Raw genomic sequence first — 12657 nt, 5'->3', positions numbered from 1 at the left:
GCAGATGCGCTACCAATTGCGCCACGCCCCCGTCTCAGCGGAAACCACTGTTTAGTTATTTTTCCAAGCCTTCACGACCTCATTGCTCTGGTACTTTTTCAGAACCATCACAGTAACACACGAAAGAACAGCAAGAATCAATAATTTCTTCATTATTGCCTTTCATAGTGTGGAGTGGGCGTACCAAGAATCGAACTTGGGACCTCTTCGTTATCAGCGAAGCGCTCTAACCGTCTGAGCTATACGCCCTCCTTCTGCGGAATTTCTTCCGTAGAACGAGATATAACTATACAGGTGTTTGAAGGTAACACCAAATCAAAAAAGCATGTTCTGTATCACACTTTAATATTGGGGGTTCCCGAGCATACAGAGCGGGGCATGCAGAACGGGCGGCACCGCCTCCACCAGAGACAGAACCGCCCGCACACAAAGCTCAAAAGCTACAAACTAGGACTCATCACTCAGAGTCAAGGTCACGCCACCAACCAGCTTCGCAGCCAGGTTGTACAGAATCGCGCCAATCATACCCAGCAGAGTAAAGACCACAGTGTTGACCACAGCAAAAATAGTAGTCACCAAAGCAACCTGACCCAGCGAAATCATCTGCGAAATATCCACAGTGGTCGAACCGGTACCCAGCGAGCTAATCAGCTGGTTCACACCGGTAAACGCACCAGAAGCCTGCAGGAACAGCCAGAGAATCACCGAAGCCACGACGGTCACGATACCCAGGGCAATTGACAGCAGGAAGATCAGCTTAGCAACCGACCACGTATCAACCTTCTGAACCACCAGACGCGCACGACGAATCTTCGAACGCGGCGCCGGACGCACCAGCTGACGGCGCGAACCGGTCGGACGCTTAGCGTTTACAGGGCGCTTGCCGACAGGACGCTTAGCGGTACCGCCAGGACGAGCCTGGCCCGAACGCGCCTGAGCCGGGCGACGCGCGCCAGCCTTAGCCGCACCCGAAGACTTAGATGCACCAGCCGACGCCGAACGCTGTGCCGACGCAGGAGAGGAGCTCGCGGGAGTGCTGCTCATTAGTTACCTCCAGTAGCGGTGAGATCGGCAGCCGCCGCTTCACCCTCGTTGTCCGTACCGGGCGCCTCAGAAGACTCCGAAGCCTCGGTGTTCTCAGTGGTTTCATCGTCGCTATCATCCAGCTGACGATCCTGGTTGCGTGCAACACCAATAATAGAATCGCCCTTACCGGGCTTTGCAAAGATAACACCCATAGTATCGCGTCCCTTCGCAGGAACCTCATTCACGTTAGAACGAACGACCTTGCCGCTGGCCATAACCACCAGCACCTCGTCCTCTTCGTCCACAATGAGGCCACCCACCAGGGCGCCACGATCCTCAACTAGCTTAGCAACCTTAATGCCGAAGCCGTTACGGCCCTGCACACGGTACTCATCCACGCTCGTACGCTTCGCGTAACCACCCTCAGTGACCACGAAGACGAAGGAGCCCTCAGTAACCACATTCGCAGAAATCAGCTCATCGCCCTCACGGAACTTCATACCGGTCACACCGGAGGTCGAACGACCCATCGGGCGCAACGACGCATCATCAGCATGGAAGCGCAGCGACATACCGTTACGCGACACCAGCAGAATATCGTCCTTATCCGAAACGGTGAACGCCGAAACAACCTCATCGCCCTCACGCAGGTTAATCGCAATCAGGCCGGCAGTACGGTTCGTATCGTAATCGCTCAGGCGGCTCTTCTTCACCATGCCGCCGCGAGTAGCAAGCACCAGGTACTCAGCATCCTCGTAGCTCTTCAGCTCCATGACCTGAGCAATATGCTCACCGCCCTGGAACTCCAGCAGGTTCGCAATGTGCTGGCCCTTCGCGTCACGACCGGCTTCCTGCAGCTCGTAACCCTTCGCACGGTACACGCGACCCAGGTTCGTGAAGAACAGAATCCAGCTGTGCGTAGTGGTCACAAAGAAGTGCTCCACCACGTCATCACCGCGCAGCGAGGCACCCTTAATGCCCTTACCACCACGGTGCTGGCTACGGTACTGATCACTGCGGGTGCGCTTAATGTAGCCGCCGCGAGTAATCGTCACCACGACCTCCTCCTCGGGGATGAGGTCTTCCATGGACATGTCGCCGTTGTAGCCGTACATAATCTGGGTGCGACGCTCATCGCCGTAGCGGTTCACAATCTCACCCAGCTCCTCAGAGATAATCTCGCGCTGGCGAGTCTCCGAAGCAATAATCGCGTTGTACTCAGCGATCATGCGCATCAGCTCATCGTGACGATCCTGAATCTTCTGACGCTCCAGGGCAGCCAGACGACGCAGCTGCATGTTCAGAATTGCCTGAGCCTGAGCCTCATCAATCTGCAGGAACTCCATCAGGCCGCTACGCGCCTCATCAGCGGTGGGGGAGCGGCGAATCAGGGCAATAACCTCATCCAGAGCATCCAGGGCCTTGAGCAGGCCGCGCAGGATGTGCGCCTCTTCCTCCGCCTGGCGCAGACGGTAGCGGGTACGGCGGACGATAACATCCAGCTGGTGGTTGACCCAGTGGCGCACGAAAGCGTCCAGGGACAGGGTGCGGGGCACGCCGTCCACGATGGCCAGCATGTTCGCGGAGAAGTTCTCCTGCAGCTGGGTGTGCTTGTACAGGTTGTTCAGCACAACCTTCGGGGAAGCATCACGCTTGAGCACAATCACCAGGCGCTGACCGGTACGACCCGAAGTCTCGTCGCGCAGGTCGGCGATACCGGTGACCTTGCCGTCCTTGATGAGCTCGGCAATCTTGATGGCCAGGTTATCCGGGTTTGCCTGGTAGGGCAGCTCGGTGACGACCAGGCAGGTGCGTCCGTGGATTTCTTCGACGTTGACCACGGCACGCATGGTAATCGAACCACGGCCGGTGCGGTACGCATCCTCGATGCCCTTGGTGCCCAGAATCTGCGCACCGGTCGGGAAGTCCGGGCCCGTAATGCGAGCCATCAGAGCGTTCAGCAGCTCCTCATTGGTAGCGTGCGGGTTCTTCAGGAACCACTCCACACCCTCAGCAACCTCACGCAGGTTGTGCGGCGGAATATTGGTCGCCATACCCACAGCAATACCCGAAGAACCGTTAACCAGCAGATTCGGGATGCGCGCGGGCAGAACGGTCGGCTCCAGGGACTTGCCGTCGTAGTTCGGCTGGAAATCAACGGTGTCCTCGTTGATGTCGCGCACCATCTCCAAGGCGATGGGTGCCATCTTGGTCTCGGTGTATCGAGGTGCTGCGGCACCGTCGTTACCGGGAGAACCGAAGTTACCCTGACCCAGCGCCAGCGGGTAACGCATAATCCAGCTCTGAATCAGACGCACCAGAGTGTCGTAGATAGCTCTATCACCGTGGGGGTGGAACTGACCCATCACGTCGCCGACCACGCGGGCGCACTTGTTGAAGGCGCGATCCGGGCGGTAGCCACCGTCGTACATCGCGTAGATCACGCGGCGGTGCACGGGCTTGAGGCCGTCACGCACATCCGGCAGGGCGCGGCCAATAATAACCGCCATTGCGTAGTCCAGGTAGGAACGCTGCATCTCAGTCTGCAGGTCCACCTGTTCAATGTGACCGTGGTGGTCTACGCTTTCAGCGCCACCATTGCTGACAACGTCAGCTTTGGTAGTCTCATTCTGGTGTTCTTCGCTCATAACTTTCTCATTAAATTAATAGCTCAATCAATATATACCCCGACTGGTATATTGCCCGTAGGGTATATATTGATTCGGGCTAGATATCGAGGAATCGAATGTCCTTTGCGTTCTGCTGGATAAACTCACGGCGAGCCTCAACGTCCTCGCCCATCAGAACAGAGAAGATCTGGTCAGCCGCCGCTGCATCCTCCATCTTCACCTGAAGCAGGGTGCGGCGAGCCGGATCCATGGTGGTGTCCCACAGCTCGGTGTAGTCCATCTCGCCCAGACCCTTGTAACGCTGAATACCGTTCTCCTTGGGCAGGCGCAGGTTCTTCGCAGCACCACGAGCCAGAGCCTCATCACGCTCAGCGTCCGAGTACACATAATCGTGCGGAGCGTTCGACCACTTGATGCGGTACAACGGCGGCTGAGCCAGGTACACGTAGCCAGCCTCAATCAGCGGACGCATAAAGCGGAAGAGCAGAGTCAGTAGCAGAGTCGTAATATGCTGGCCATCGACGTCCGCATCCGCCATCAGAACGATCTTGTGGTAGCGTGCCTTCTCAATATCGAAGTCGTCACCAATGCCGGTACCGAAAGCGGTAATCATCGCCTGAATTTCAGCGTTGGACAGGGCACGGTCCAGGCGAGCGCGCTCAACGTTCAGGATCTTACCGCGCAGCGGCAGAATAGCCTGAGTGTTCGGGTTGCGACCCTGAACAGCCGAACCACCCGCAGAGTCACCCTCCACCAGGTAAATCTCAGAGATCGACGGATCCTTCGAGGAGCAGTCCTTGAGCTTACCGGGCATGGAGCTGGTCTCCAGCAGACCCTTGCGGCGGGTCGTCTCGCGTGCCTTACGGGCTGCAATACGCGCCTGAGCGGCGGTGATCGCGCGGCGCACGATATCCTTCGCCACCGCGGGGTTACGACCGAACCAGTCGCCGAGGTGATCGTTCACCTCACGCTGGGTGAAGGACTTAGCCTCCGAGTTACCCAGCTTGGTCTTGGTCTGACCCTCGAACTGCGGCTCGGAAATCTTAATCGAAATCACCGCGGTCAGGCCCTCACGCACGTCTTCACCGGTGAGGTTATCGTCCTTATCGCGCAACAGCTTGTTCTCACGCGCGTAACGGTTCACCAGCGAGGTCAGAGCGGCACGGAAACCCTCTTCGTGAGTACCGCCCTCGTGGGTGTTAATCGTGTTCGCGTACGAGTAGACGGATTCCTTGTAGGCGCCGGTCCACTGCATCGCCACTTCCAGGCTCATATTGCGCTCAGTGTCTTCGGCTTCGAAGGAGACAATCTCCTCGTTCACGATGGTCTTCGCGCCTGCGTTGAGGAAGTGTACGTAGTCGAACAGACCGTTGTCGTAACGGTAGGTGACAGTCGTGAAACCCTCAGCGTTCGCGCGCACGCGGTTGAGGATGTTTTCCTTCTTCTCGCTCTCTTCAGCAACCTCGTCACCGACGAACTTCTCGCGCTCATCGGTCAGGGTGATGGTCAGGCCCTTGTTCAGGAACGCCATCTGCTGGAAACGGGCGCGCAGAGTCTCAAAGTCGAACTCGACGGTCTCGAAAATCTCGGGGTCCGGGTAGAAAGTCTGAATGGTACCGGTCTTATCGGACGGTTCACCCTTACGCAGGGGGCCGTCCGGCACACCGCCATTAGAGAAAGAAATGTGCCATGCGTAGCCCTGGCGGTGCACCTCGGTAATCACGCGGGTGGACAGCGCGTTCACCACGGAGATACCCACACCGTGCAGACCACCAGAAACAGAGTAGCCGCCGCCGCCAAACTTACCGCCAGCGTGCAGCACGGTCATAACGACCTCAACGGTGGACTTGTGCTCGGTGGGGTGCTCATCCACGGGAATACCGCGGCCGTCATCCTCTACGCGAACAGCACCATCAGCCTGGATGGTCACGTCAATTTTGGAGGCGTAACCGGCGAGCGCCTCGTCAACCGAGTTATCTACAACCTCGTAGACCAGGTGGTGCAGACCGCGCTCAGTGGTCGAGCCAATGTACATGCCGGGGCGCTTGCGAACCGCTTCCAGACCTTCCAGCACGGTAATATCGGATGCACCGTATTCATGCGGCTGTTCAGATGCATTCTGTTCAGATGCCACGAGGCAGAACTCCTTGAGTAGATGATGCAACCGGCGAAGAAGAACTGCGGGCAGCTCAGAGGGGAGCCTAGAACGCCTCACGAAGGGCACCAGATGGCGCCTGCACAACCCGCGTTGCCGGTGATGCCCATAGGTGGGCACACTTTACGCATTGTCTCTTTTATTTTACCGAGCAAGAGAGCATAAAACCATCTACATACGTCACATATTGAGCTTTTTTGGGCGCCACCACCCGCTCAAAAGCCCGCAAAGGCGGTTTAGAGTGTTTCAACCCCCTTTTGAGATAGGGGGTACGGTTCACCACTTCGTGGAGGTTGCCGGCGATTCTAAAGCTTTCATAGCGTGCAGAAAATCATGAGGTGCAGAAAAGGGGCACGTTTCATACAACGCCCCCAATGTCTCAGTTTCCCGCCGTGGCAATGCGACGCAGCGACGCGATGCGCCTACCCGTAGGTATCGCGCACACCGCGCATGCCGGTGGCGCGCCGATAGCCTCGCTGACTCCAGCGACCGTTATTCGGGCCCAACACGCGGACCTGAGCTACGACACCCTCGCCCAGTTCCCTGCGGAAAAGTTCGATAAGGTGCCCATGCATCAGACGCAGCTGCGTGGTCCAGGCGGTAGAGTCGCACTGGACTTCAACGATGGAGTTTTCGAAGCTGATCGGGCGGGTATGCGCGGCGATTTCGGGGCCCACAAGCTCAGCCCAACGCGCCAGCACGCTAGAGACCGCCACGGGCTCTTTCCAGCCGCGAGAGCGAATCAGGGCACTAACGATGCCACCGAGGGGTTTAGGGTCGCGAGAGCTCTCTCCGGGGCCGCTATAGCCACCCATGACGCGGGGATCCCAGCCCTGCGCTCGCCGCGATTTCTTCTTCGAGGCGGCACCGGACATGACCGCCCCAAAATCACGCATGATTTTATTCGCCGAGAAGACATTCAGGGGCGCCTCGCCGCGTTCTTGAGCCGCCACTCGCATGCGGGTTAGCAGGGCGGAGGGGGCGTCCACCTCGTCACGGTAGAACTCATCCACGCCGTCAACCTCGTGCGGGTTTTGAGGCTCCGCAAACTGCGATTCCGCGAACTCATCGAATGTTTCACGTGAAACATGGTTTTGAGGGTGGACGGGGCTACTCATCGCCGCCACCTTCCGCGAGCGCAGAAACGGTCGAGTTCGACTGCCCCACAGAGTCAGTGACAGAGTCGCCGGCGGGTTGCACATACTCGGCGTGCCCCGCCGTCACCGACACCAGGCGGTAGTCGCCCAGCTCCTCCGGAATATCGCTAAGTACTGCGCAGGTAATCAGCACCTGCTCCGCGTTGGCGACCATCGCACCCAGGCGGTGGCGGCGCGCAGAATCAAGCTCCGCAAACACATCATCAAGAATCAGAATCGGCGAAGAACCCACCGAGGAGTCATCCTCAACATGCACAAACCAGGACGCCAACTTCAGAGCCAGAGCAAAAGACCAGCTCTCGCCGTGCGAGGCAAAATGCTTCACCGGCATGCCACCGAGCAGCAGGGTAATATCCTCACGGTGCGGACCCACCAGGGTCACGCCACGCTCAATCTCGTCGCGTCGGCGCTCCGTAAAACCACGCATCAAAGCCTCCTTGAGATCCTCAATGCGCATCAGTGCCGCATGCTCGATTGAGCGCTCGCCCATGCTCGAAAAAACAGTCGACTCATAGTTGAAACCAACCTCTTTAGAGCCGTCTGTCAGCCCCGTGTAGGCGCGGCGAAGCTGCGGCAAAAAACGCTGTAACAGACGAAAACGCGCTGAAAGCAGCTGAGCACCCAGGGTCGACAGCTGCTCATCCCATACCGAGAGCGTGCTCAAGGCGTTCTCGTCCCGAGCCTTACGCTGCATGGATTTCAGCAACGAATTACGTTGCCGCAAAATCCGCTCATACTCGCTACGGTACCCGGAAACCACCGGACGCAAAGAGCTCGCCAAATCGTCCACAAAACGACGACGCCCCGCAGGGTCCCCCTTCACCAGTTGCAGATCCTCCGGGGAAAACAGCACCGTGCGGGCAATACCCAGGGCTTCCTTGGCACGCACCGGCGCGGCACGATTAATGCGCACCCGGTTACTCTGCCCCGGAGCAATCTCAAACTCGGTCACCGTCTGCTGCGAACCGCGCACCGTACGGGTACGGATATAGGCGCGCGAAGCACCCGCCCGCACCAGCGGTCCGTCATGGCTCACACGGTGCGAAGACAGCGACGCCGCATAGTCGATCGCCTCAACAATATTGGTTTTACCCACACCGTTCGACCCCAGAAACACCGTAACTCCCGCCGAAAGAGGCAGGCTCAGCAGAGCGTACGTGCGGTAATCCAACAACGAAATATGGTCGATATACACCGGAAGCTCCTTTCGTGCAGTTCGGTTGGGGATGGGTACGGGAGGGCAGAAAGCACAGCCCCGCGGGCTTCCTTGGGCAGAACCTTGGGAGGCGCGCGGGGCGGCAAACACTGAAACTAGTTCGACGGCAGGCGAACCGGCATCAGCAGGTAACGGTAGTTGCGGTCATCCTCAGCCAGAGGCTCGTCCTGACCGGAAATCACGGCGGGCTTCGGCGCATCGGTAAAGGAGAAACGAACGAACTCAGTACCGAAAACCTTCAAACCATCCGAGAGGTAGGCGGGGTTGTACGCAACGGTGATGTCATCACCGGACAGGTGCGCCTGCAGAGTCTCGGAAGCCTGAGCCTCATCACCGCGGCCGGCATCAATAGCAACCGAACCCTGAGTGAACTTCAGACGCAGGGGAGTGTTACGCTCCGCCACTAGGGAGATACGGCGAGCAGCCTCGGCCAGGTCGGAGGTGCGAACCACCGCGTGAATCGGGGTCTGCTCGGGGAACAGGGCACGGATGTTGGGGTAGTCGCCGTCCATCAGGACGCTGGTGGTGCGGCGGGTACCCGCTGCGAAGCCGATTAGCTCGCCGGCGGCGGGCAGGGCGATAGACAGTTCGCCGGAACCGGAGAGGGTGCTACCGACCTCGGAGACGGTCTTAGCCTTCAGCAGCACAGCCGCCTGAACATCGGGGTTACGCGGGTTCCATTTAATCTCGCGCATTGCCAGGCGGTAGCGGTCGGTGGCGAGCAGGGTCATGGTGTCGCCATTGATTTCAACGCGGATACCGGTCAGCAGCGGCAGGGTCTCATCCTTGGACACAGCAATCTGAACCTGCTTGACGGCTTCAGCGAATTCGGCGCCGTCCACGGTACCTGAAATTTCAGGAAGCTCGGGAAGCTCGGGGTAGTCCACGACCGGCATGCCAGCCAGCTGGAAGTTAGCGGAACGGCAGTGAATACGAATCACGGACTCATCTGCAGTGAACTCGACGGGTGCGTTCGGCAGGGAGCGGCAAATTTCTGCCAGGATCTTGCCGGGAACCAGGCACACGCCTTCTGCTTCAACATCGGCTGCAATGACCTGACGGGCGCTGGTCTCGTGATCGAAGCTTGCGATGCTGACCTCACCTGCGGAGGCGGTAATCAGCAGACCGTTGAGTACGGGGGAGGTGGGACGCAGCGGAAGTGAGCGTGCCGTCCAGCCGACTGCTTCGGCAAGGACATCGCGTTCAACGGTGAATTTCATCGAGAAGGCGCCTTTCACGGAATTGGAGAGTCATTTTGGGGCGCACGTAAAGCTTATGGGCGAAAGAGCCGGAAATATCGCGTGCTCTGATGCGCAGTGAATCTTCCGCGCGCGCGTCTATCCATCCTACCGGATTTTGTAATTACACAGAGACTCGAAAGTCGATCCTGCAGCGAAAAATCGGGTGAGATGAGGCATGCAGAGCCGCTGTATTTTTGTAATTACAAAGATAGGCGGAAGGCGTAGCAAACCCAGTCGAAAACAGGTTCGAATTAGGTAATGGTTCGGTGTTGGTTTCTTCTTCAAACCCAACCTTCAAATCCAAACCCAGAGATAGCGTGCAGCTATCGATCCAAATCCGCGAAAATCTACGTTTTCAGTAGGGGCGCACAGAAAAACCTGAACCGGCTCGGTCGGTTGAGCAGAGCTACTTGTTATGGGGAGGATTTTTTCTTTAAGTACAGTAGTATTGTTAACGCTTGTGGAAACGGTGGAAAACCCCTTCCTTGCCTGCAATGACGCGGAAGTAGCCTGTGGACATTAAGTGGAAGAATCCACTCAGCGCTGAGGATGCATTGTGCATGGATATTTATACATTTCCTCAATTCCACACCTTTTGAATATTCATGCACTTAACGTCCACATGAACGCATGAGTTAAAGCACAGCTTATCCACACCCCGAAAATCCAGCGTTGAGAGTCGCTAAAGTCCTTGAATCCAGCGTGAAGCCCCCGCCCCAAAGCCTATAAAACACCTAGTCGAGGCATAAAATAAGCTACGGGACAGGAATAAAAGCGCATCTAGCCAGCGGCGCGCTGCTCCTGGCGGATCAAATTCGTCAGCTCAGTCACCTGATTGAAAATCGTCTGACGCTCCGCCATCTGCGCGCTCACCTTACGCACCGCGTGCATCACCGTCGTATGGTCGCGGCCGCCCAAGTCGTTACCAATACGCGGCAGGGACATCTCGGTCAGCTCACGCAGAAGATACATCGCCACCTGACGCGCATTCGTGAGCGTACGGGTGCGAGACTTCGACTGCATATCCTCAATGGACACATCAAAATACTTCGCCACCGTCGCCAAAACCAGCGCCGACGTAATCTCCGCACCACCGGTATCAGAGAGCAAATCCTTCAGATAGGTCTCCGCCTCAGCCAGGGTAATAGGCTCCGGCGGCTTCTTCATCGAGGCGGCAGCGCTCGCACGAATCAGAGCGCCCTCCAACTCGCGAATATTGGCCGTGACATGGGAAGCAATGTACTCCATGACGTCATCGCGCACCGGCAAAATCTCGTTCTGAGCCTTCTTCCGCAGAATCGCGATACGAGTCTCCAGCTCCGGAGGCTGCACATCCACGTTCAGGCCCGAACCGAAACGCGAACGCATACGCTCAGCGAAACCGGTCAGCTGCTTCGGCGGCAAATCAGAGGTAATCACGATCTGCTTCTGGTGGTTGTACAGGGCGTTAAACGTATGGAAGAACTCCTCCATCGTCGCCTCTTTACCCGCCAAAAACTGGATATCGTCAATCAGCAGAACATCAACATTGCGGTAAATCTGCTTGAACGACGAACCCTCATCATCACGGATCGAGTTAATGAAGTCGTTCGTGAACTCCTCAGAATTCACGTAGCGCACCCGCAAATTCGGGTACAGATACTTGGTGTAGTGGCCGATCGCGTGCAGCAGGTGGGTCTTACCCAGACCCGAACCGCCGTAGATGAACAGCGGGTTGTAGACAATACCGGGCTGCTCCGCCACCGCGAAAGCGCTTGCGTGCGCAAAGCGGTTGGACTGACCAATCACGAAGGTGTCGAAGGTATAGTTCGGGTTCAGTCGGGCCGAGCTATCCCAAGTCGGCGCGTTTTCCGGGTCTTCATGCGGATGCACCTGCTGAGCCTCCGGTACCGCCGGGGCGTCCGGAACGAAAGTGGGTGCCGGGTACTCGCGAGGCGCCGGCGCACCCGCAACAGGAGCAGTCGACTGCTGCGCGGAGGGGAATCCGGCACGCTCCGCCTCCAAAGCCTGCAGGGAGGGGCGGGTGACCTGCTCATCAGCGGGTACCTCGTAGTGGTCAGGGCCCGGATGCGGCTCGGTGTAGTACTCAAAAGCGCGCGAACCGGCGGGCGCCTCAGGATGTGCAGAAGCCGCCGGAACGACAGCAGGTGCGTGCGACTGCTCAGCAGGCACCTCACGCTCACCATGGAAAACGTCCTGATTTGCAGGTTCAACCGGAATCATCGACTCATTCACATCGAAAAGCGCGGTGGTCGACGGGCCAAATGCCTCGTGCAGAGCCGCACGGAACGAAGCGCTAATCTGCTCCTCAAAGACCGCACGGGTGAGCTTATTCGGCACCTCAATGATGAGGCGAGAAGAACCCATCAATCCCTGAGGCTGCGCAAGATTCACGAAACCGCGCTGACGTGCCGTTACCGCCGGATCGGCGGCAAGAATGGAGAGCAGATGCGCCCAGCGCGCCTGAAGGGAGTCGGTCATGGAATTCTTTACTTTCACTCGATGTGAAGCGGTGGTGCAGTAAAGAAATCATGCCGGAAACCACCGCGAGGTCATTAAGATTCTACCCGCTTAATACACAGGGGGAGAAAGTTATCCACAAGAGTTTTCCACACGGTGGAAAACTTGTAATTACAGGGGTGGATAAGCGGTGGATTTAAGTGCATAACGGGGCTTCTTCCCTGATATTTAGCGGAAAACTCCAAAAGCTCAAGGATGTGGATAACTCACCGATAGTAGGGGGTTTGGGTGGGATATGCACCATGGTGGATATCCTGCTGCCATAAATATCCCCAGGTTTACACCCCGAGAGCACGTAGTATCTCCACGGCCTGTACACCCGCCGCAATCACCGCCTCCACACCACAAACGAGCCCGGAATCACGCGGAAAAAAGCGTCAAGAACTTGATTTACGCCCTCCACTCTTCTAAAGTTGTGCTGTTGTGTGTGCACCGCCTACTGCGAATAGTCGCGGTACCTCCGTGCACCAAGAAGCGTACGGTTCCGATACCCGTGAGGGCACGAACCGCAAAAATCAAGGAGACAAAGTATGAGCAAGCGTACTTTCCAGCCGAACAACCGCCGTCGCGCTAAGAAGCACGGCTTCCGTCTGCGTATGCGTACCCGTGCAGGCCGCGCGATTCTGTCGAACCGCCGCGGTAAGGGCCGCGCAAAGCTCTCGGCCTAATCACGGCATATAGTTCGCCCGCCGATGCACACGCATCGGCGGGG

Annotated in this window: 8 protein-coding genes and 1 tRNA gene; 1 reads left to right on the top strand and 8 read right to left on the bottom strand. The window is 57.6% G+C overall.

The window, feature by feature from the left end; translation table 11 throughout:
• Positions 1 to 175 precede the first annotated feature (175 nt).
• From HMPREF2710_RS00075 to dnaA, 8 genes are all read right to left on the bottom strand, one after another.
• Positions 176 to 249, bottom strand: a tRNA-Ile gene (locus HMPREF2710_RS00075).
• 198 nt (positions 250 to 447) lie between these two features.
• Complete coding sequence (locus HMPREF2710_RS00070) at positions 448 to 1044, bottom strand: DUF3566 domain-containing protein (RefSeq protein ID WP_012902635.1); 597 nt, start codon at positions 1042 to 1044, stop codon at positions 448 to 450.
• Complete coding sequence (gene gyrA, locus HMPREF2710_RS00065) at positions 1044 to 3674, bottom strand: DNA gyrase subunit A (RefSeq protein ID WP_070598870.1); 2631 nt, start codon at positions 3672 to 3674, stop codon at positions 1044 to 1046. The genes HMPREF2710_RS00070 and gyrA overlap by 1 nt, the downstream gene beginning before the upstream one ends.
• Positions 3675 to 3753: 79 nt before the next feature.
• A complete protein-coding gene (gene gyrB, locus HMPREF2710_RS00060) occupies positions 3754 to 5790 on the bottom strand; it encodes a DNA topoisomerase (ATP-hydrolyzing) subunit B (protein WP_070598868.1) in 2037 nt (678 codons plus the stop codon).
• A gap of 443 nt (positions 5791 to 6233) precedes the next feature.
• The gene (locus HMPREF2710_RS00055; protein ID WP_070598866.1) at positions 6234 to 6929 is read right to left on the bottom strand and encodes a DciA family protein; all 696 of its coding nucleotides are present in this window, start codon (positions 6927 to 6929) and stop codon (positions 6234 to 6236) included.
• Positions 6922 to 8163 (bottom strand): DNA replication/repair protein RecF, encoded by a 1242-nt coding sequence (gene recF, locus HMPREF2710_RS00050; RefSeq protein ID WP_070598864.1) that lies wholly within the window; start codon positions 8161 to 8163, stop codon positions 6922 to 6924. The genes HMPREF2710_RS00055 and recF overlap by 8 nt, the downstream gene beginning before the upstream one ends.
• A 116-nt stretch (positions 8164 to 8279) precedes the next feature.
• A complete protein-coding gene (dnaN, locus tag HMPREF2710_RS00045) occupies positions 8280 to 9404 on the bottom strand; it encodes a DNA polymerase III subunit beta (RefSeq protein WP_049349951.1) in 1125 nt (374 codons plus the stop codon).
• 801 nt (positions 9405 to 10205) lie between these two features.
• Positions 10206 to 11906 carry a chromosomal replication initiator protein DnaA gene (dnaA, locus tag HMPREF2710_RS00040; protein ID WP_070598862.1) on the bottom strand — a complete coding sequence of 567 codons (1701 nt, stop codon included), beginning with the start codon at positions 11904 to 11906 and terminating at the stop codon, positions 10206 to 10208.
• Between the two features lie 569 nt (positions 11907 to 12475).
• On the opposite strand from dnaA, the gene rpmH reads away from it, so the two are divergent.
• Positions 12476 to 12613, top strand: coding sequence for a 50S ribosomal protein L34 (gene rpmH, locus HMPREF2710_RS00035; RefSeq protein WP_049332235.1), 138 nt, complete (start codon positions 12476 to 12478; stop codon positions 12611 to 12613).
• Positions 12614 to 12657 lie beyond the last annotated feature (44 nt).

The sequence above is a fragment of the Rothia sp. HMSC069D01 genome (assembly GCF_001810135.1).
Taxonomy (GTDB): Bacteria; Actinomycetota; Actinomycetes; order Actinomycetales; family Micrococcaceae; genus Rothia.
The sequence above is the reverse complement of the archived record's forward strand: the minus strand, read 5'-3'. Positions and strand labels throughout refer to the sequence as shown.